The 18,957-nt window shown below is 44.3% G+C and carries 20 protein-coding genes; 9 read left to right on the forward strand and 11 right to left on the reverse strand.

Annotated features, from left to right (window positions below):
* Window positions 1–140: 140 nt before the first annotated feature.
* The 3 genes from ACE1OE_RS07945 to argA all read right to left on the reverse strand — a co-directional run bounded on the left by ACE1OE_RS07945 (window position 141) and on the right by argA (window position 3,368).
* A complete protein-coding gene (locus ACE1OE_RS07945; RefSeq protein WP_449210651.1) occupies window positions 141–1,028 on the reverse strand; it encodes a LysR family transcriptional regulator in 888 nt (295 codons plus the stop codon).
* A gap of 644 nt (window positions 1,029–1,672) precedes the next feature.
* On the reverse strand, window positions 1,673–1,852 hold the full coding sequence (locus ACE1OE_RS07950) for a hypothetical protein (RefSeq protein ID WP_102468762.1): 180 nt from the start codon (window positions 1,850–1,852) through the stop codon (window positions 1,673–1,675).
* Between the two features lie 178 nt (window positions 1,853–2,030).
* Window positions 2,031–3,368 (reverse strand): amino-acid N-acetyltransferase, encoded by a 1,338-nt coding sequence (argA, locus tag ACE1OE_RS07955; RefSeq protein ID WP_449210652.1) that lies wholly within the window; start codon window positions 3,366–3,368, stop codon window positions 2,031–2,033.
* Between the two features lie 227 nt (window positions 3,369–3,595).
* Between argA and ACE1OE_RS07960 the strand changes: the two genes are divergently transcribed.
* The 4 genes from ACE1OE_RS07960 (at window position 3,596) to ACE1OE_RS07975 (ending at window position 6,564) form a co-directional block, all read left to right on the forward strand.
* Window positions 3,596–4,030 (forward strand): DUF2850 domain-containing protein, encoded by a 435-nt coding sequence (locus ACE1OE_RS07960; protein ID WP_449210653.1) that lies wholly within the window; start codon window positions 3,596–3,598, stop codon window positions 4,028–4,030.
* Between the two features lie 70 nt (window positions 4,031–4,100).
* Complete coding sequence (mltA, locus tag ACE1OE_RS07965; protein ID WP_102468759.1) at window positions 4,101–5,210, forward strand: murein transglycosylase A; 1,110 nt, start codon at window positions 4,101–4,103, stop codon at window positions 5,208–5,210.
* 97 nt (window positions 5,211–5,307) lie between these two features.
* Window positions 5,308–6,117, forward strand: coding sequence for a tRNA cyclic N6-threonylcarbamoyladenosine(37) synthase TcdA (gene tcdA / locus ACE1OE_RS07970; protein ID WP_372059451.1), 810 nt, complete (start codon window positions 5,308–5,310; stop codon window positions 6,115–6,117).
* Between the two features lie 15 nt (window positions 6,118–6,132).
* Window positions 6,133–6,564: a SufE family protein gene (locus ACE1OE_RS07975; protein ID WP_449210654.1), complete on the forward strand. Its 432-nt coding sequence runs from the start codon at window positions 6,133–6,135 to the stop codon at window positions 6,562–6,564.
* 178 nt (window positions 6,565–6,742) lie between these two features.
* On the opposite strand, the gene csdA is transcribed toward ACE1OE_RS07975, so the two are convergent.
* From csdA to ACE1OE_RS07995, 4 genes are all read right to left on the reverse strand, one after another.
* Window positions 6,743–7,942 (reverse strand): cysteine desulfurase CsdA, encoded by a 1,200-nt coding sequence (gene csdA, locus ACE1OE_RS07980; RefSeq protein WP_449210655.1) that lies wholly within the window; start codon window positions 7,940–7,942, stop codon window positions 6,743–6,745.
* A complete protein-coding gene (locus ACE1OE_RS07985; RefSeq protein ID WP_372059447.1) occupies window positions 7,939–8,541 on the reverse strand; it encodes a DJ-1 family glyoxalase III in 603 nt (200 codons plus the stop codon). The genes csdA and ACE1OE_RS07985 overlap by 4 nt, the downstream gene beginning before the upstream one ends.
* Window positions 8,534–9,427 (reverse strand): 2-dehydropantoate 2-reductase, encoded by an 894-nt coding sequence (locus ACE1OE_RS07990; protein WP_449210656.1) that lies wholly within the window; start codon window positions 9,425–9,427, stop codon window positions 8,534–8,536. Before ACE1OE_RS07990 ends, ACE1OE_RS07985 begins: the two co-directional genes overlap by 8 nt.
* A gap of 124 nt (window positions 9,428–9,551) precedes the next feature.
* A complete protein-coding gene (locus ACE1OE_RS07995; RefSeq protein ID WP_449210657.1) occupies window positions 9,552–10,331 on the reverse strand; it encodes an outer membrane protein OmpK in 780 nt (259 codons plus the stop codon).
* Between the two features lie 309 nt (window positions 10,332–10,640).
* Here ACE1OE_RS07995 and ACE1OE_RS08000 point away from each other — a divergent pair, with 309 nt between their 5' ends.
* The 3 genes from ACE1OE_RS08000 to ACE1OE_RS08010 all read left to right on the forward strand — a co-directional run bounded on the left by ACE1OE_RS08000 (window position 10,641) and on the right by ACE1OE_RS08010 (window position 12,649).
* Window positions 10,641–11,234 carry an LON peptidase substrate-binding domain-containing protein gene (locus tag ACE1OE_RS08000; RefSeq protein ID WP_372059444.1) on the forward strand — a complete coding sequence of 198 codons (594 nt, stop codon included), beginning with the start codon at window positions 10,641–10,643 and terminating at the stop codon, window positions 11,232–11,234.
* 157 nt (window positions 11,235–11,391) lie between these two features.
* The gene (locus ACE1OE_RS08005; protein ID WP_372059443.1) at window positions 11,392–11,970 is read left to right on the forward strand and encodes a sigma-70 family RNA polymerase sigma factor; all 579 of its coding nucleotides are present in this window, start codon (window positions 11,392–11,394) and stop codon (window positions 11,968–11,970) included.
* Between the two features lies 1 nt (window position 11,971).
* Window positions 11,972–12,649, forward strand: coding sequence for a ChrR family anti-sigma-E factor (locus ACE1OE_RS08010; RefSeq protein ID WP_449210658.1), 678 nt, complete (start codon window positions 11,972–11,974; stop codon window positions 12,647–12,649).
* 193 nt (window positions 12,650–12,842) lie between these two features.
* Here the strand turns inward: ACE1OE_RS08010 and ACE1OE_RS08015 are convergent, their stop codons facing one another.
* The 4 genes from ACE1OE_RS08015 to ACE1OE_RS08030 form a co-directional block, all read right to left on the reverse strand.
* Window positions 12,843–14,204: an AmpG family muropeptide MFS transporter gene (locus tag ACE1OE_RS08015; protein WP_449210694.1), complete on the reverse strand. Its 1,362-nt coding sequence runs from the start codon at window positions 14,202–14,204 to the stop codon at window positions 12,843–12,845.
* Between the two features lie 71 nt (window positions 14,205–14,275).
* Window positions 14,276–14,821: a peptidylprolyl isomerase gene (locus ACE1OE_RS08020; protein ID WP_372059441.1), complete on the reverse strand. Its 546-nt coding sequence runs from the start codon at window positions 14,819–14,821 to the stop codon at window positions 14,276–14,278.
* Window positions 14,821–15,390: a YajG family lipoprotein gene (locus ACE1OE_RS08025; RefSeq protein WP_102468749.1), complete on the reverse strand. Its 570-nt coding sequence runs from the start codon at window positions 15,388–15,390 to the stop codon at window positions 14,821–14,823. The genes ACE1OE_RS08020 and ACE1OE_RS08025 overlap by 1 nt, the downstream gene beginning before the upstream one ends.
* Before the next feature lie 136 nt (window positions 15,391–15,526).
* Window positions 15,527–16,657: a methyltransferase gene (locus tag ACE1OE_RS08030; RefSeq protein ID WP_372059440.1), complete on the reverse strand. Its 1,131-nt coding sequence runs from the start codon at window positions 16,655–16,657 to the stop codon at window positions 15,527–15,529.
* 149 nt (window positions 16,658–16,806) lie between these two features.
* Between ACE1OE_RS08030 and bolA the strand changes: the two genes are divergently transcribed.
* Complete coding sequence (bolA, locus tag ACE1OE_RS08035; protein ID WP_102468747.1) at window positions 16,807–17,115, forward strand: transcriptional regulator BolA; 309 nt, start codon at window positions 16,807–16,809, stop codon at window positions 17,113–17,115.
* A gap of 498 nt (window positions 17,116–17,613) precedes the next feature.
* The gene (locus ACE1OE_RS08040) at window positions 17,614–18,954 is read left to right on the forward strand and encodes a Na(+)-translocating NADH-quinone reductase subunit A (RefSeq protein WP_102468746.1); all 1,341 of its coding nucleotides are present in this window, start codon (window positions 17,614–17,616) and stop codon (window positions 18,952–18,954) included.
* Window positions 18,955–18,957: the final 3 nt, after the last annotated feature.

The following is an 18,957-nucleotide window of genomic DNA, read 5'->3' on the forward strand; positions in this document are numbered from 1 at the left end:
CGCCAAACCGCCACGATCATCAGGTAGTGGCGGTTTGGCTTTTTAAAATCCGAAAGTAAGGACGTCACTATGTGGCAAGATCATCAATCATTATCTATTCATTTGAGGGTAAATTAACGCCTTCGTCCATGACTTGATGGCTATAATCGATCGATGTTTGAGATTCTGTATTGTAACCAGTTTAAAGATGGAGATTTACCTAACGTCTTTTTCAACAGTGTAGATGTTCTGCAATAGGATTTATTTAATTTGTCGAAGGCTAAAGGGATCTTCATCAATTGCTGAGATGCGATATCACCGACAACGATAAAGTCAGGTAGGCAGGCTAAACCAACGCCATTTTTGCATAGCGATAATGCTGTGAGTGAGTCTTGAATTTCCCAGGTTTGGAATGCATCACAAACATCACGATTAATGACGTTTTTTATACCGTCAACAACAAGAATTCTCATGTTGCAAAACTCTTCGTAGGACAGCATGTTGGAGACGTTTTGGTCGTAATATCGAGGTGAAGCGACCCAACTAAAATTGACATAGTAACCCAAGGCACAGTTCAACGTTGTCCGGTCAGACACATTAAATAATCCAATAGCCATGTCAATCTCGTCTTGTTCAATTTTTTCATGCAAGTTCGCACTAGATTGTTGCACTAAATTTATTCGAACGGTTGGAAATAATTTTGAGAAATCACTTAAAACATCAATGACCTCAGGTGCGAAAATGAGTGGATCAATACCAATGGAGATATGTGATGGATTAGTGCTGAATATATTTCGAGATTGTTCAACAAAGTTGTTGTATTGAGATATCATCATCCGAGCACCTTTCAAAAGGAATTTCCCTTTCTCTGTCAATACAGGGTACCTCCTACTGCGGTCGAATAAAGCATACCCTAAATCTGCTTCTAAATTCTGTATTGAAAGGCTGATCGCAGCTTGAGTCTTATTGAGCTTCCTTCCAGCAGCACTAAATGACCCATTTTCGGCAGCGGCGATAAATGAATAAATGTTATCTATTTGAATCGTCATCTTTAAGTCACTTCTATTGGCACTTGATTCAATGTTCAACATATAACAATTAATAGGACGTCATTAATGATTTGTTACATACGCGGTGTGATGAGTGGAGTGTATAATATGATGCTTTAATGTGGTTACATATTTACATGCTGCTTAATGAGGATGATATTGTTTTTTGATGGGGTGTATTTTTAAGGCTTTGTTTTTTAATGATAAAGGCATGACTTTAATTATTGCTTATCGTTTGGGTAACTACTCAATAATTTCTTGTTGTGTGATTATTTCAGTATTTAAATCTATAAAAAATTAATTTAAATTATTTTAATCTGTTTGTTGTGTTTAAATAGTTAATTTAATGCATGGTTTTAAAAGTGTGATTTATTGCCAAGTTTATTGCTCATGTATTATAAGCGTAAATTAGGATACTTATATCCAATATCTATGGTTTACTTGTTGGGTATATTTGAAAGTTATTTTACCAAGGGTGGGAATATAGTCTGTATGTAAAGATTGCCTGTATTAGATATCGGTATAGCGAGAGTTTTATGAGCATGGGCTGGAATAAAAAAAGGATATCGAACCTAGTGGGCGCTAAATGCCTCAATAGCAAGACCGTCCCTGGTCGAGAGGTGTTAGTTTTGAGGAGGATAAGATCAGTTAAACACTTCAGAAAAAGTGATTTTATTGATCTTATATTGCTCTTGGTAGTGCCCCATCAGTGACTGAATCTTGTCAGATGCGGGGAACACACAATGAACATTTAAGCCTTCAAGAAAGTGGTTTTCAGCCATATCCCAAAAGCTTTGGACAGAATTACAAATAACAGTACGCATAAATATTGCTCTCAACGGCAGTCGTGGCACACGTAGCTATCCCTGCGTTTTCCCAACTTATTGGGATTTACATCACAAAACACTCTGTAATTTGTGCGAATTTTAGACAGTTATTGGCGCGTTGTAAAATAATTTATGCAATTAATTAATAGCAATCGGTTTTATATAACGTAGGTCACTAAATTGGGATGGATAAGATCTTGGATTTACGTTGAAAATTGTAAAAATCTTGCTTACTCATTGGTAGTGATTCTACACCGATCTCATGGAATCCTTGTTCTCTAAACCAGTGAAGGCTGTGTGTAGTGAGGACAAAGATTTGCTCGATACCTTTCGATTTAGACTGTTGTTTCATGTGATTAAGCAATAATAACCCGCGATTGCCATCGCGATAGTCAGTATGAATGGCGACACATGCCATTTCAGCCATTCTGTCTTCGCTATATGGGTAGAGAGCGGCGCAGCCAATGATGAGGCCATCTTTTTCAATAATGGTGAACTGATGAATCTCTTGCTCAAGTTGCTCCCTTGAGCGTCTAACGAGTACCCCTTGCTCTTCTAAGGGACGAATAAGATCGAATATTCCGCCAATATCATCGATTTCTGCCTGTCTCACTTGTTCGGCACTCGCTTTCACTATTTGTGTGCCGATGCCATCGAGAGAGAACAGCTCTTGAATCAGAGCGCCATCTAATTTGTAACTAATTAGATGACAACGCGGTACGCCAGCATGGCACGCCGCTTTTGCAGCTCGCAGGAAACGTAATGTACCGCTGCTTCGTTCTGGGTAATGCGCTTCGTTGATTTCCAGTTCGGTGATAATGCGGTCGACTTCCTTTGGGAATAATTCAGCTAATGCATTGCCATTATTATCCAATACGCCTTGCTCTGAACAAAAACCAATAAGCTTGTCGGCATTTAATTTTATCGCGACCTTGGTCGCCACTTCTTCAGAGAGTAAGTTGAAGGTTTCGCCAGTCACAGAGCCCGCCACTGGTCCTAATAATACAATGGAGCCTTGGTCAAGGACTCGGTTTATGCCGTCGATATCAATACGGCGAACCTTGCCGCTGTGACAAAAATCAACGCCATCATCGACGCCAAGTGGTTGGGCAATGACAAAATTACCACTGACGACATTGAGCTGTGTTCCAGCCATTGGGGTGTTGTTTAGGCTCATTGAAAGGCGAGCGGTGATATCAAGCTGGAGCCGGCCGGTTGCTTGCATTACGTAACCCAGTGAGCGCTCGTCGGTGACACGAGTGCCTTTGTGGTATGGGCAATAGCAATCATTTTTTTCCAGCAGTTCATTGATCTGAGGGCGAGCGCCGTGCACAAGAATCAACTTCACACCTAGGCTGTGAAGCAAGGCAATATCGCTGATGATATTACCGAAATTTTTGTCCGAAAAAGCTTCACCACCGAGTGTAATGACCATCGTTTTGTTTCTATGGGCATTGACGTAAGGGGTGGATTGCCTGAATCCCTTTACTAAGGCAGTGCTACGGATTTTCACGGTAATGACCTTCTCTACTTTGATGCAATGAATATTGAATAAATTCTAGTGATAATTAGCAATATTATTGTTATTTATGTGGAAATAATGACTTTTTATTCAATGTAGTGCAAGGGGAATTTTACGTACGGTGTTTTCTGATGATGAATTGATTTAAATAATGGCAATGGTCATCGTTTTAATAGGGGGCCTCATGCATAATGAGGCAGGATGAATCGAGTCGTATCATGAGTGAAGCACCAATGTCTGAGGTAGCAAATCAACGTCGCATACCGAATGCGAATAAATGGGTCGAATGGTTATTAATAGGGTTGGCACTGATCGGGACGATTGCGGTTATCGGGTTGTATCAAGATCTTGCTCAGCGCTATCACGAGCATTTAAACCCTAAATCTTCTGTGTTCGGGGTATGGGTAGAAAAGGAAGCAAGTGCTTACGTGAAAGACTCCTTTGAATTGAGCGCAAAAGGGGTAACGATTAATCACAGGGTGGTAGCGACAAGTTTTGAGTTTCAACAAAATAAGATTACCTTTTATGCAGGCGATACACTGCATCAATACCAAGTTCTGAATCAAAACCGAACGCAACTGCAGCAATTATCGCCGATGCACTATCACCCTGTGTTTGAATTGTCAGGAAAACACAAAAAAAGCCTTCGTTAACCCTAGGTTTTATTGCGATTTTTTAAAGAGTTTGCCATCCTGAATGCATCATCAATAAGGGATCACAATCTTGATAAAACGTATTCTTCCACTGGCCTCGATTTTACTTGTTTTTGGTTGCGCTCAACAAACGGATCGCGCACAACAATACAACGACGATGAATTCGCCGCGCCGCTCAATAAGACGGAAACGATAGAATCTAATCAGCCTCGAAACTTCAACAGTTTTGAAAAACAAGCGGAAGAGGTGACAAAAAACTCACCGTCGATGGCAAAAACCTATCAACCCTTATATGAACAGTTACAGGTCTGGGCCGTAAAAAGTGGCGATCCCAAGGCCTTAAGTCAGTATGGCGTGCAAGCGGCTCAGTTGGGTGGCGGGGATAAAAAAGGCAATGTGCTGTTCACCGGATACTTTTCACCGGTCATGGAACTGCGTCATAGCCCTGATGCGACATTTAAATATCCAGTCTATGGTTTACCAGACTGTAAAAAAGAGTGTCCGACACGTGCTGAAATTTATGGTGGCGCTCTTAATGGTCAAGGGTTAGAGCTTGGCTATGCCGATAACTTGATTGACCCATTTATCATGGAAGTTCAGGGCAGCGGTTTTGTGCATTTTGGTGACGACGATAGCCTAGAATACTTTGCATATGCTGGAAAAAATAACCAAGCCTATGTCAGCATTGGTCGCGTTCTTATCGAGCGCGGAGAGGTGCCTAAAGAGAAAATGTCACTCAAGGCCATTAAAGATTGGGTGATGAGCCAAGATGAGAAAACGGTACAAGCCTTATTAGAAGAGAACACGTCTTATGTGTTCTTTTCTCCACAAAAAGCGGCACCAGTAACGGGGTCGGCCGGTATCCCGCTTCAAGCCATGGCGGCTGTTGCAGGCGATCGAAGCCTATTCCCAATGGGAACACCTATCCTTGCTGAAGTGCCGTTGTTAAATGCGGATGGGACGTGGAGTGGGGCGCATGAGTTGCGTTTATTGATTGTCTTGGATACCGGCGGGGCGGTTAAAGGTAACCACTTTGATTTGTATCACGGGTTAGGTGAGTTTGCAGGCACACAAGCTGGTCACTATAAACATTTTGGTCGAGTCTGGAAGTTAGGTCTAGAGAACTCAAAGACCCAAGACCCTTGGCTCTTACCTTCAGATAAAGCCGCACCCCAGTAGAATTAATTACTAGGTAAAGTGCAGCAGTTGACCTTTTTTAAAAGAGTGCGTATAAATCGCACTCTTTCTTTTTACACAGACTCAGCTAGGTAGCGTTATGCGAGAACTCACCCAACCCGCCTCCGACAATTATAATCAACGCTTCGGTGGAACTCGACGCCTCTACGGACAAAGTGAGGTGGAGATCCTACGTGCTGCGCATGTTTGCGTCGTTGGGATTGGTGGTGTCGGCTCGTGGGCTGTCGAGGCGTTGGCACGCACAGGTGTAGGTGCGCTGACCCTTATCGATATGGATGATGTTTGTGTCACCAATATTAACCGCCAAATTCATGCCATGACAGGCACCGTCGGTCAGAGCAAAATTGAGGTGATGGCGGAGCGAGTTAAGCTGATTAACCCTGAATGTAAAGTGAACCTAATTGATGATTTTATTGAGCCAGAGAACATCGCTCAATACATCACCAAAGACTTCGATTACGTGCTGGATGCCATTGATAGCATGAGGCCAAAAGCGGCACTTTTAGCCTATTGTCGAAGCAATAAAATTAAAGTGATTACCACTGGCGGTGCTGGAGGGCAGGTCGATCCTACGCAGATTCAAATTGCAGATTTGACAAAAACCATCCAAGATCCGCTTGCGAAAAAGCTCAAAGATACCCTTCGTCGCCATCATAATTTCCCTAAGAATCCAGCGCGTAAGTTTGGTATTGACTGTGTCTTTTCTACTGAGCAGTTGAAATACCCTCAACCCGATGGGTCTGTTTGTGGTGTTAAGGCTACGGCAGAAGGGCCGAAGCGAATGGATTGTGCCAGCGGATTTGGCGCAGCAACGGTGGTGACTGCAAGTTTTGGGTTTGTCGCGGTTTCTCGAATTGTCGAGAAACTCATTCAGAAATACAGAGCTTAAACAGGAGTGATGAGTATGAATCAGCCCTTTGGTACGGAACTGAGTGCCGACGACATCGCCCAAAAGATGGCACAGTTGAACGGTTGGGAAGCGCGATATCGCCAGGTGGTGCAGTGGGGAAAGTTGCTACCCATTATGGATGACGTAGAAAAATCAGATCAAGTACTGGTATCCGGTTGTGAAAGCTCAGTCTGGCTAACCATGACGGAGGTGGACGGTGTTTGGCATATTAGTGCAGATTCGGATGCGCGTATTGTTCGCGGGTTGATTGCTATTGTATTGGCGGCTTACCACCATAAAACGTCACAACAAATTCAATCTTTTGATATTAATACTTACTTTGAACAGCTTGATTTGATTAATCATCTAAGCCCTTCACGTGGGAATGGTTTAAGAGCGATTGTGGACAGTATCAAAGTGGCCGCTATAAAAACGAGTGCCGAGTAATATCAGCGTCGGGTATAGATTCGATGTTGAATAGTTGAATAATTAAATAGTAATAACGACTGAAAAGCGCCATGCAAATACCTGTTTGCATGGCGCTTTTTGTCAAGAGTACACTTTGTTTAATCTAATTTTCAGTTGAACCGTTAAGGCTCAAGTCATCACTAATTATCGTGATGGCTTACAGTATATCGACACACTTCCTTACGGCCTGAACAAAACGCTCGACCTCTTCCATGGTGTTGTAAATGGCAAATGAAGCCCTCACGGTCCCCTTCACACCAAGGGCGTCCATAAGTGGATGTGCGCAATGATGGCCAGATCGCACTGCAATTTGTTGTTGGTCCAATAACGTGGCGATGTCTTGATGATGCACACCCTGCATGATAAATGTAATCACACTGGAATGGGGTTGGAAGCCAATAATCGTGATGTCATCGATCTTGCTGAGTTCATCATAGGCTTGTTGTTGAAGTGCACAAACATGTTGCTCTAGCTGCTTTAAGTCGTATTGCTGTCGCCAATCAATCGCGGCTGCAAGCGCTAGGGCGCCAGCGACATTGGGAGTGCCAGCCTCAAACTTACCGGGAAGTCCTGAAAATGTGGTGTTAGCAAAACTAACGTGTTCCACCATTTTACCGCCCCCGTGCCAAGGCGGCATCGCTTCCAGTCGTGCTTGTTTCCCGTATAACACACCAATTCCTGCGGGAGCATAGAGTTTATGGCCCGAAAATACATAGAAATCGGCATCTAACGCCTGGACGTCTGTGTGTTCATGCACGATGCCTTGAGCGCCATCGACGACGACAATAGCAGCGCTCTGTTGGCGTGTAACGGCGATGATTTTTTCAATGGGAAGCCGACTGCCTGTCACATTAGTGACCTGCGCAATGGCCACGATTTTTGTGCGCTCATTAATCAAGGTTGCAACGGTTTGTACATCAACCTGGCAATCTGGTGTCATTGGGATTCTTACGACGACAGCGCCTGTTTGCTGGGCGACAATCTGCCACGGTACAATATTGGCGTGGTGCTCCAGCTCGGACACTAGGATTTCATCCCCTGGCTTCAAGGTGCTACGTGCATAGCTTTGCGCAATTAGATTCAGTGCCTCGGTAGCGCCGCGAGTCCAGATGATTTCTTTGCTTGAGTTAGCATTTATAAAGTTTGCGACCGTATCGCGCGCCGCTTCGAACCGGCTAGTGGCCAGTGCCGTGAGTGAGTGGCTACCGCGATGAACATTAGCGTTTTGGTTTCGGTAGTAATCACTCAGACAATCAATCACGACTTGTGGTTTTTGGGTGGTGGCTGCGCTGTCTAAGTACACAATATCTTGTGCAAGAGCAGGGAATTGCGCTCGAATCGATAGCATGTCGGTCATGTTCGTTTGCCCATTTCGTGGTAATGCAGAATCGGGTTTGTCACCATAGGTTCGGCGACCTCCCAGGCTTTTTCTTTCCCACAAAGTGCGATAATTATTTCAATGGAAAACTCAAGCGCACTCCCCGGACCTTGACTAGTCATGAGGTTGTGAGTGACGTCCATAGTGACTCGCTTTGGTCGCCAACAGTGGCTAGGGATATGAGATTGAAACGCAGGGTGACAAGTCATTAAAGCATCTGGGTAAAGCTTGTGGTGCATCAATACTAGCGCCGGTGCGGCGCAAATGGCTGCCATTAATTTGCCGTCGTATTTATGTTGGCGCAGCATCTCAATCAAAAGCGTGCTGTCTCTGAAGATCTCAGCTCCGGCTACCCCGCCAGGCAGTGCAATGACGTCAAACTCTTCATCAGCGACATCCACCAATTTACAGTCGGCAGTCAGCGTAATGCCTCTCGACCCGAGCATAGTAAGGGCACCGTCAAAGTCGACACTGGCGGTGGTAACCTTGAAGCCTGCTCTTATCATGGTATCGATGATAGTAATGGCTTCCATTTCTTCGGTGCCGGGCGCAATAGGCACCAATACATGTTTAGTCATGTTTACTCCAACTGGCTTCAATCTGCTTTATTTGGTTCAACATCGCTGCGTTGGCAGGGATGTGAAGTTGGTATTGCTTTGCGATACGAACAAGGTAACCGGTGATAAAATCGATCTCAGACGGTCTTTTATTATCGATATCTTGTTGCATCGATGAATAGTTCTCTGCCGTATTGCTGATGACGTTAAAAACGGTGGTGGTCATAACTTGCTCATCAAAGACGACTCCCACGCAAGCCGCACATAATAGCGCCTCTTTGATGATCGCCGTTATTTGATTTGCATAATCTGATCGGGATAGCAGACCGTTCTTACAGTTCTCTATGGCCGTCAGTGGATTAATAGCACAATTAATGACCAGTTTAGTCCATAGGGCTTGTTGTATTGTATCGTGCCAATGTACGGGTGAGATAGCGTGATTCAGTACATCGGTAACAAACTGACAATGCAACCCTTTCTCGTTCCATGCGCCAATTTTGGTCTCACCGAGCCCAGTGTGCTTCACTTGTGTATCACTTTTTCGTAAAGCGCCATGGGTACTTGTCCCAAGTAGTACGGGAAAGGGTTTGAGCTTAGTGGTCATCTTATCTACGCAACCCATACCATTGTGTAGAAACAAGATAATAGTATCGCAATGAAGGATGTCTAGCAGTGGCGAAAGGGCAGTCTCAACTTGCCATGCCTTGAGGGTCACGATCAACAGGTCACTATGTTTTAGGGCATGAGCGTTTTTATTGGCAAAAGAATGCAGCGGTTCGCTGTCTAGTTGTATCGAGATGGATTCCGCTGATTGACGTCCCCAAAGTGATACGTTATGGCCCGCGAGGGTTAACTTAGAGGCATACAATGAGCCGATGGCACCGGGGCCGAGAATAGTAATGTTCACAACAGGCATTAGGTTATGAGTAATAGGCGCAGAATAGCAAAATTATTGGCAACATTCGAAAGTAACAGGCATAAAAAATGGCGCTAATGCGCCATTTTTTCGAACTTCTTCTATTGAATAGACATTAGAAGTTGTATTGCATACGGTAGATGATTGCATCACCGTAATGCTGCTCGTCACCTGAAGAACCGTACACGCCAAGCTTGTTGTTGAAGTAACGGTACTGGATAGCAGCAGTGATGTGCTCTGTTGCGTGCCAGTTGAATAGCAATGCGCCGTTCACACCGTTTTTGCCGCCTTGGTTTTCTGCGTATGCATCGTTGCGATCAAATTCGATTTCGTTCCAGTTCACGAACGAGAAGTTTTGGCCGAATGCGCTGAAGCCGTAACGTGCCGTCCAACCTGCCATGTAGCCGTTGTTGCCATTTACATTTTGGTTTGGTGAAAAGCTATCCCAAGAAGTGATGTCATGTACACCGACCCATGGTTTGAAGAACCAGTTGTCACCTTGAAGTGCAGTATAACCCACACCTAGTACGCGGTTAGTTTCGCTTTGTGCTGGGTTGTCATGGTGATAAACCTGACCGTAAAGAGATACGCCAGTGTCGCCAAGGTAAACGTGAGCTGTACCTTTAAAAGAGTTTTTTTGCTCAGAAGCACTTTTCTCAACACTTTCACGGTCGTAGAAGCCGTATAGTTCACCCCAAGTGAAGCCTGCGCCACCTTCGATACCTAGAACAAATTGATTACGTTGGTCACCAACGTTGTCGCTGATAGGACGAGCACCGTGATCCCAGCTTTGGTGATCAAGATAAACGCCGCCGAAACCGTATAGATATTCTGCTGAAGCTGGAACTGCTGATACTGCTGCAACAACGCCAAGAGCTAAAAGTGATTTACGCATAGTGATAACTACTCTTCTTAAGTTGTAATGAAATTGGTCGCTTTCCATGCGAACTTGTCCGATGACGCGCATAATAGCGATTTATATCTCAAAGTAAATGTGCAACATCGCAAACGGTTGCTAAATATTGTGACAGCTATCGCATTTATTGGATGTTGAACGGAACTTTTATGAATTGCATACAAAGTGACCAAAAAATACAATCAAAAAACTAACCGTACGGTCAATGTTATTAACAATTTTAAAGCTGAACTGATCGACTTAGTTGTGTGGGCGTAGAAGCAACAGTTGACTAAACAAGGAGTTGGAATGTCTCAAATAATGCTATTTCCTCTGAGCTCTGTGGTGCTGCCAGAAGGAAAAATGAAACTGAGGATCTTTGAGCCTCGTTACAAAAGAATGATCGCAGAATGTCTAAAGGCGGGCACAGGCTTTGGTATGTGTCTGGTGAACAACGATGCAGGGGCATTACCACATAACACGTCTTCTATCGGTACCTTTGTTAGCATTGTCGATTTTGAGACCCTCGACGATGGACTGCTGGGCATCACTGTGTCTGGCACCAAGCGTTTCAAGATTGAACAGGTATCTACCGAATTTGATGGCCTTCGTCACGCAGACGTGACGTGGTTACCAACGTGGCAGCCAAAGCAACTCAATGAACATCACCTTTTTGTTGGGGAGAGGCTTCAGGCTGTTTACAAAGCATTCCCATTACTTGGCGAGCTGTACACACATTGTTTCTTCGATGATGCAACGTGGGTCAGCCAACGTTGGATTGAAGTGCTTCCGGTAACGTGTTTAGAGTTTGAAAGTCTCGCTTTACAGCAAGATTGCGACGAGATGCTAGATTTTGTAGAGGAAATGATCACGGTAAACGATTCACAAAAAGCTACAATATAAACACTGTGTAGTGGGATTTACGATGACATGTTTCGCTAGACAATGCGTAACAGATAATTTTAACCCACGGTAATTGATCTATTCTAATATCCAAACGTATCAATACCAATGAAGCGGAAACTGCAAGACAGACGCAGTCTATTTTAGGGATTTTTCTATGACGCAAGACGAACAGGAAACCTTGACCAAACAAGAATGGATAGAGTGTATTGAGCGCGTCAAACAACGTGATAAACATGCTTATGCTACCTTGTTTCATTATTACTCGCCGCGCCTGAAGCAGTTTGTTTTTCGTTACATAGGCAATGATCAAGTTGCGATTGAGATTGTTCAAGAGGCGATGGCAGCGGTTTGGCAGAAAGCCCATCTTTTCGACGCCTCTAAAAGCGCGTTGTCGACTTGGATTTATACCATCGCACGAAACCTTTGTTTTGATATGTTGAGAAAGCAAAAAGGTAAAGAGCTGCATGTCCGCGCGGACGACATCTGGCCGTCCGATTATTGCCCGCCTGACTTTGTCGAACATTACTCGCCAGAGACTGACCGACTTAAAGAGCAAATCATTCAATTTCTTGACGATCTTCCTCAGGCTCAAAGAGACGTAGTAAGGGCGGTATACTTGCAAGAAATTCCTCATCAGCAGGTTGCGGATATGTACGACATACCGCTTGGAACTGTGAAGTCTCGCTTGAGGCTCGCCGTTGAAAAATTAAGACTATCGTTAGAGGCGCATTAATATGGCTTATCATCCAGATGACACTTTACTCAAATTATACGCCGCTGGAGAGATTGACACGGCGAGAGGGGTGGCAATTGCTTCTCACGTAGACAGTTGCCACCAATGTCGCGAAGCCGTTGCTCGTTTCGAGGAATGCGCCGCTAGTGCTTTAGAAGAAATGGAAGTAGCGAACACCTCACTTCAAGATGAAGAGGCGGTGTTCAGCAATATGCTTGAAGATATTATGACGCTAGAGGCGGATTTTTCGAGCCCGAGGGTACGCTCAGCGGCTACGATCACCGTCAACGATAAAAGTTTTCGGGTACCTGCTTCGTTGCAACCTTTGGTCGATAGAATGGGTGAATGGCGCAGCTACGGTGGCAAGGTCTTTACCTCGACCGTCGATATCGATGAAAACTACCGTGTGAACCTGCTCTATATTACTGAGGGAGTCCAGGTTCCTCAGCACACGCACAAGGGTATTGAATCGACATTGGTATTACATGGCGAATTCAGTGACGAGATGGGTAGCTATTCCAAGGGTGATTACCTTGAAGAAGATGGCGAAACGAAGCACGCTCCACAGACTGCGATGGGGCAGGATTGTTTATGTTTGTCTATTTTGACGGAACCAATGGTCTTTACTCAAGGGGTCGCTAGAATTTTCAATCGCTTTGGTAAAGGCATGTATCCTTAGATGCTAGATGCTAGATGCTAGATGCTAGATGCTAGATGCTAGATGCTAGATGCTAGATGCTAGATGCTAGGTATATAGTCTGGCAGGCAGGCGCTAAATCGGAACGCGATGAGTAAAATAAAAGCCCATGACTTAGATGTCATGGGCTTTTTCGTAGTGCTGTATCTAGAAGCAACGCTTCTTAGAGAGCAACTTATTGCTGGTCATCTGCTTTAGACTGTGCATCTCTTGCTCGAGCTTTCTCAAGTAAATCATTGAAGTAATGCCTAAGTGAATACAGCATAATCAAACTCGGAATGACCATGAGCGAGGTAATAATAAAGAACGTGCTCCAGTCATTGAGCATGTCGACTAACTCCCCGCTAAACGACGCAAGTGTCGTGCGCCCAAAATTGCCTAATGAAGCGAGTAATGCATATTGAGTGGCTGAAAAGGCCTGTCCAGTCAAAATTGTCAGGAATGACACGAAAGCCACCGTTGAAAATGCGGTGGTGAAGTTATCGACAATGATAGTTGCAAGGAATAAGTGCTCATTCGGGCCGACTTGTGCGATCCAGGCAAACATCAGGTTGCTTGCACTCATGGCGATCCCACCAATCATTAGCCCTTTAACAATACCAAATCGGACATTGAACATGCTGCCCAGCAACGTAAAGGCAATCGTCGCACCCCACCCAATGAGCTTAGAATAGTAGCCAATTTGCTCATTGCTGAAACCAATCTCCTTATAGAATGGAATCGACATTCGTCCTAAAAACGCTTCGCCTATTTTGAACAAAAAAACAAAAAGTAACAGAGTGACAGCGACTTTAACCCCATTGCTTCGAAAGAAATCAAGAAAGGGTTCAACAACAGTGACACTAAGCCAAGCGACGACTTTGTTACCGACCACTTTTTTATGGCGTTGTTCAGCCTGTGCTTGCAATGCATCCCGGTCCGTTTTTGGTTCACCTACCAGTAACGTAAATACCATGAGAATAGCTACAATACCGGCCATGCCGTAATAAACGCCATTCCAGCCGATAGAGTCAGCATTAACAAAGGCGAGGTAACCGGGTAAAGAATACCCTGTCCACCACCCCATGACGGCCATAGCGGACGCTTGCGGTAATTTGTTGGCTTGAGATTTTGGGAAGGTGTCTATACGAAAAGCATCAACCGCAATATCTTGCGTCGATGAGGCGATGGCGATGCCTAATGCAAGTACCGAGGTTAGCATCAGGTTTGTCGCTGGATTGACACCTGCAATAAGCAGTGTGCAAATGAGCATTAAAGACTGACAAAGAAAAATCCAGCTGCGCCTTTGACCCAGTGAGCTGTATAGGAAAGGCAGTCGAACACGGTCGACAAGCGGTGCCCACAAAAAGTTAACAGCGTAGACGGCAAAAACAGAGCCAAAGTAGCCAATGGCGGTACGGGTGAGGCCAGCATCTTTGAGCCAACCCGACATATTGGAGCCAATAAGTACCCATGGGAAGCCGCTAGAACAACCGAGCATAAATACCCAAAGTAGACGTTTGTCCCAATAGCTTTTAACGGTATCTCGCCATGTCATTTCTTGTTCCACAGAGGTGCTCCTCACCTAGCAATAACAAAAGAGAGCGTGAGCTCTCTTTCATGTTTTAGTTATGGTAGACGTTCGATTTTTGTTATGACAATCGGGTCCATCGGTACGTCGCGCATGCCACGGACGGTGCGAGTAGGTTTTTGAGACATCTTTTGCACGACATCAAACCCTTCAGTGACCTTTCCAAATACGGCATAGCCAGGGTTGGAGACACTGTAGTTAAGAAAGTCATTATCTGCATAGTTGATAAAGAACTGGCGGGTAGCTGAGTTTGGATCTTGCGTTCGTGCCATGGCGATAGTAGCGACGTCGTTATCTAATCCGTTAGCGCCTTCATTCTGGATCGGGCTGTTGACAGGAAGACGGTTGAATTGGTCATCAAACCCACCCCCTTGTGCCATAAAACCAGGAATAACACGATGGAATTGGCTGTTCACGTAGCTGCCATCGTCTACATAGCTCAAAAAGTTGTTTACGCTAACTGGTGCTTTCTCTTCATTTAACTCAACGGTAAATGAGCCGATATTGGTTTCCACTTGCACTTTAGGTCCAGCGAAAGCGGTGACAGAGACTAAAGCAAGTGTAGCGACTAGAGTTTTCATCATTAGAAACGTTCCTTCATATAATCAACTAATTCAGTGTCGTTGGATATTTCTTTGAGTACAAGATTGACGGTGTGATTAAGCATGTCTTCGATGTCACTATTGGAGGCACTCATTAATCCCGAACGATTAGCCTTGCCTGTGTAGGTTTTGACCAGCTTACCCTGAGCATTTTCTACGGTTAGTTCAACCACAACGTTAGCCGCCATGTCATTTTCCATCACTGTGTGCTTAACGGAAACCAAGGCTTCTTGGACTTCAATTTTCACCGCGTTCGGACTGTTGACGGTAACCTTATAGCCTTGTGATGAAAACTGCTGAGCGATCGCGTTCTCGATACCAATTCGTACATTTTGACGAGTATGAATAGGAGTAATATTTGATCGACCGCTGTCCATCAACGCGACGTACTGGGCGGTGCGAACATCTTGGCTGGATAGAGACATAGTTTTGCCTTCTACGATTTTTGCTGCGCTGGTGGCCGCTTGAGGCGCAAAGTTAATCTGTTCTTGTTTTGGGCTTGCACAACCAGCAAGTAAAACCACGGCGGCTGCTAAAACGAGCTTTTTCATTATTCATTCCTTTTCACTCTCATCGGTTTGATGAGGAAAGCCTTTATCAACGCGCCACGGGTAATGAGCGCGCTTGCGAAATCTTATCCGATAACCAAAGAGGGAGATGACTTCTTTGGTAACTATGACGATAACTTTACTTAGTCGCCTGTAAAATAACAAATTTGGCGTTAGAAGCGACAAGTTTAACGTGATGCTTACCAAATAGTTTTTCTAGTTTTTTGTCGTAGCCTAGGTGGCGATTGCCGATCACTAGCAATTCACCTCCGGTACGCAGGGCATGTTTTGCGTCATTAAACATCTGCCAAGCAATATGGTCAGTGACGGCTTGCTGCTGGTGAAATGGCGGATTGCATACGACAAGGTCTTGCGTTTGAGGTGAGAAGCCATCGAGACAGTTATTGGCGACAAATTCAGATTGGTCGTTTGATAAGCCGTTAGCCTCAATGTTGTGTCGAGCTGATTCTACGGCCATGTAGCTTTCATCGACCGAAGTCACGATGGCATTGGGGTTTAACTGACGTAGTTTCACGGATAAGACGCCGTTACCGCACCCAAGGTCCGTCACATGTTGATATTTTTGATCGCTAGGAAGATAAGAAAGGAAGAAACGCGCGCCGAGATCAAGAGATTCACCAGAGTACACATTTGGCAGGTTGGAGAGCGTTATGTTTTCTTCATCAACGTGCCATGTGGTCAGTGGAACGACTGGAGTGATGCAAGACTGATCGCCTGAGGAAAACACTAAGCGATGTTTTTTCCAGGCGAGTGAAGTGGTGGTGGTCCCCAAGTTCTTTTCGAATAACTTTAACGTCGAGCTATGGATATCTTTGGCTTTATTGACGCCAATCACGGTGCAGTTATCGCCGTATAGGGCGTGTATTTGACTCAATTGCCACGTCAGGTAACGGTTGTTACGTGGGATTTGCATCAACACGATATCTACTTTATCTGGCCATGAGTCAATAGATGACAATAGCTCGATAGGCGGACACTTGTTCAAGCTTAAATTGCTCACAATACCTTGATGAGAAATGAATGAATCGCTAACGGTAGTAACGCGATGTTGCTTTGAAAACCAACAACTCAATGCGCCAAAATTATCATTTAGTACTAGAATACGTTGTGGCGTTGAGAGGTTAAGTGATTCGATATGGGTGATCAAATATTCATCACCAGCATCCCACGCCTGCAGTTTATCATTAGCAAGTTTTGGATAGCGATAGAGTTCAAGTGTTTGGTCAAGCAAAGAGAGTTCAGTTTTCATAGTGATGAGCTTGTGTGATTATCGCTGTATTTTGGCAAAAACTACGACTAATAGCCAAAGAGAATCTTCTTTTAAAGAAGATTATTGATTAAGTAAAGGATATACTTTACCGACAATATAACGATAAGAAAACCAGCACAGGAAGTCAGATGATTCAACAAACCATCGAACAAAAGCTCCATCTAGCGTTTGAACCCACTTTTCTAGACGTTCTCAATGAAAGTTATATGCATAATGTACCACCTGGCTCAGAAAGCCACTTTAAGGTCGTCGTTGTCAGTAATGCGTTTTCTGGAGATCGTCTTATCGCTCGTCATCGTAAAATAAATACAGTCCTTGCCGATGAGCTTTCTGGTGTGATTCACGCTTTGGCGATTCATACCTACACACCTCAAGAATGGGCTGAGAAAAACCAACAATCCCCGATAAGTCCGGATTGCGCTGGTGGTGGTCATTGACCGCGACGATGTGCGTTAGTGTGATAGCTTAATCATTGGTAACATTTTTGATACGTGACATAGTTTGTGGCAATAAGAGTTAAAAATGACGCTGAAGAAAATAACCCGTAAGAGGTATTTTTTAACAGTGTTTCAACATGTTTTTTTGTGCGATGTAGTTAAGTCGGAATGTTTCATTTTGTGAATGAATTAACTGATTAATTTAAATAGAATAATGATGCTCTGTGCGATGCGTCAAAGATATTAATATTGATTAGCTCAGTAGTAGCAAAACTTTCGAAATAATAAGGTTATTGCAGGGATTCATCATGGCATCCAGTTTACAAAAGATGTTAAACTACCGCACCAGACAAATCTCGCAGTGATTTCACCATGAGATTGTTAATGTGATGTTGCTGTCTTGGTGTTTAAAACGCCGAGGCGAGACACCTCAATGTCGTGTCTAAATGTTACGCAATAAAAAGAATCTTTTTCCCGATAAAAGTAGTGCAAGTGCGTATGATTACAATAAAAAAGGGCTTGGACCTTCCTCTAGCAGGAACTCCATCCCAGGTGATTAATGATGGTAAATCCATCACTAAAGTCGCCTTGCTTGGCGAAGAGTACGTGGGTATGCGCCCAACAATGCATGCCCGTGTAGGCGACGAAGTAAAAAAAGGTCAGGTTGTTTTTGAAGACAAAAAAAATCCTGGCGTTATGTTTACTTCACCAGCAAGCGGTAAAGTTATCGAAGTAAACCGTGGTGAGAAGCGTGTACTTCAATCTGTAGTGATTGAAGTGAGCGGTGATGATCAGGTTACGTTTGATAGTTACACGGCTGACCAATTAGTAGGACTTGATCGCGAGACGATTAAAAACCAACTTATTGCTTCAGGTATGTGGACAGCTTTACGTACTCGACCGTTCAGCAAGGTACCCGCGATTGATTCAACTACTCAGGCGATTTTCGTCACTGCTATGGACACCAATCCATTGGCGGCAGAGCCTGAATTGATCATTAACGAACAGAAAGACGCGTTTGTTGCAGGTCTTGACCTTCTGTCTAAATTGACAGATGGCAAGGTGTATGTCTGTAAGAAAGGCACCAGTCTTCCTCGTTCAACTCAATCTAATGTAGAAGAGCATGTTTTCGACGGTCTGCACCCTGCAGGTTTAGTCGGTACTCATATGCACTTCTTGTACCCAGTTAACGCAGAGACCGTCGCTTGGAGTATTAACTACCAAGACGTTATTGCTTTCGGCAAGCTTTTCACAACCGGTGAGCTATTCACAGATCGTGTTATCTCTCTTGCTGGTCCTGTCGTCAACAAGCCTCGTCTAATTCGTACTCAACTAGGTGCTAGTCTAGAAGAAGTGACGGATAGCGAATTGATGCCAGGCGAAGTTCGTGTGGTGTCTGGTTCTGTGCTTTCAGGTACTCACGCTATTGGCGTGCACGCATATCTAGGCCGTTACCATCAACAAGTTTCTGTATTACGCGAAGGCCGTGATAAAGAGCTGTTTGGTTGGGCGACCCCAGGTAAAAACAAATTCTCGGTGACTCGTTCGTTCCTCGGCCACGTATTTAAAGGTCAGTTGTTTAATATGACAACGACAACGAATGGTAGTGATCGTGCAATGGTTCCAATCGGTAATTACGAAAAAGTATTGCCATTGGATATGGAACCGACGTTACTTCTTCGTGATTTATGTGCTGGCGACATAGACAGTGCACAACGTCTTGGAGCTCTTGAGCTAGATGAAGAAGATTTGGCGTTATGTACCTTTGTTTGTCCTGGTAAGTACGAATATGGTCAACTCCTACGTGAGTGCCTAGACAAGATTGAGAAGGAAGGGTAACCC

The organism is Vibrio sp. E150_011 (genome assembly GCF_053544015.1).

Coding starts and splice junctions, on each gene's coding strand:
- ACE1OE_RS08010 (WP_449210658.1), top strand. CDS start 11,972: ATGGCTTATCATCCAGATGACACTTTACTCAAATTATACGCCGCTGGA.
- ACE1OE_RS07985 (WP_372059447.1), bottom strand. CDS start 8,541: ATGACTAAACATGTATTGGTGCCTATTGCGCCCGGCACCGAAGAAATG.
- ACE1OE_RS08030 (WP_372059440.1), bottom strand. CDS start 16,657: ATGAAAACTGAACTCTCTTTGCTTGACCAAACACTTGAACTCTATCGC.
- ACE1OE_RS08020 (WP_372059441.1), bottom strand. CDS start 14,821: ATGATGAAAACTCTAGTCGCTACACTTGCTTTAGTCTCTGTCACCGCT.
- ACE1OE_RS08015 (WP_449210694.1), bottom strand. CDS start 14,204: ATGACATGGCGAGATACCGTTAAAAGCTATTGGGACAAACGTCTACTT.
- ACE1OE_RS07975 (WP_449210654.1), top strand. CDS start 6,133: ATGAATCAGCCCTTTGGTACGGAACTGAGTGCCGACGACATCGCCCAA.
- ACE1OE_RS07995 (WP_449210657.1), bottom strand. CDS start 10,331: ATGCGTAAATCACTTTTAGCTCTTGGCGTTGTTGCAGCAGTATCAGCA.
- bolA (WP_102468747.1), top strand. CDS start 16,807: ATGATTCAACAAACCATCGAACAAAAGCTCCATCTAGCGTTTGAACCC.
- ACE1OE_RS08005 (WP_372059443.1), top strand. CDS start 11,392: ATGACGCAAGACGAACAGGAAACCTTGACCAAACAAGAATGGATAGAG.
- ACE1OE_RS08025 (WP_102468749.1), bottom strand. CDS start 15,390: ATGAAAAAGCTCGTTTTAGCAGCCGCCGTGGTTTTACTTGCTGGTTGT.
- tcdA (WP_372059451.1), top strand. CDS start 5,308: ATGCGAGAACTCACCCAACCCGCCTCCGACAATTATAATCAACGCTTC.
- ACE1OE_RS07945 (WP_449210651.1), bottom strand. CDS start 1,028: ATGACGATTCAAATAGATAACATTTATTCATTTATCGCCGCTGCCGAA.
- ACE1OE_RS07960 (WP_449210653.1), top strand. CDS start 3,596: ATGAGTGAAGCACCAATGTCTGAGGTAGCAAATCAACGTCGCATACCG.
- ACE1OE_RS08040 (WP_102468746.1), top strand. CDS start 17,614: ATGATTACAATAAAAAAGGGCTTGGACCTTCCTCTAGCAGGAACTCCA.
- ACE1OE_RS08000 (WP_372059444.1), top strand. CDS start 10,641: ATGTCTCAAATAATGCTATTTCCTCTGAGCTCTGTGGTGCTGCCAGAA.
- csdA (WP_449210655.1), bottom strand. CDS start 7,942: ATGACCGACATGCTATCGATTCGAGCGCAATTCCCTGCTCTTGCACAA.
- ACE1OE_RS07950 (WP_102468762.1), bottom strand. CDS start 1,852: ATGCGTACTGTTATTTGTAATTCTGTCCAAAGCTTTTGGGATATGGCT.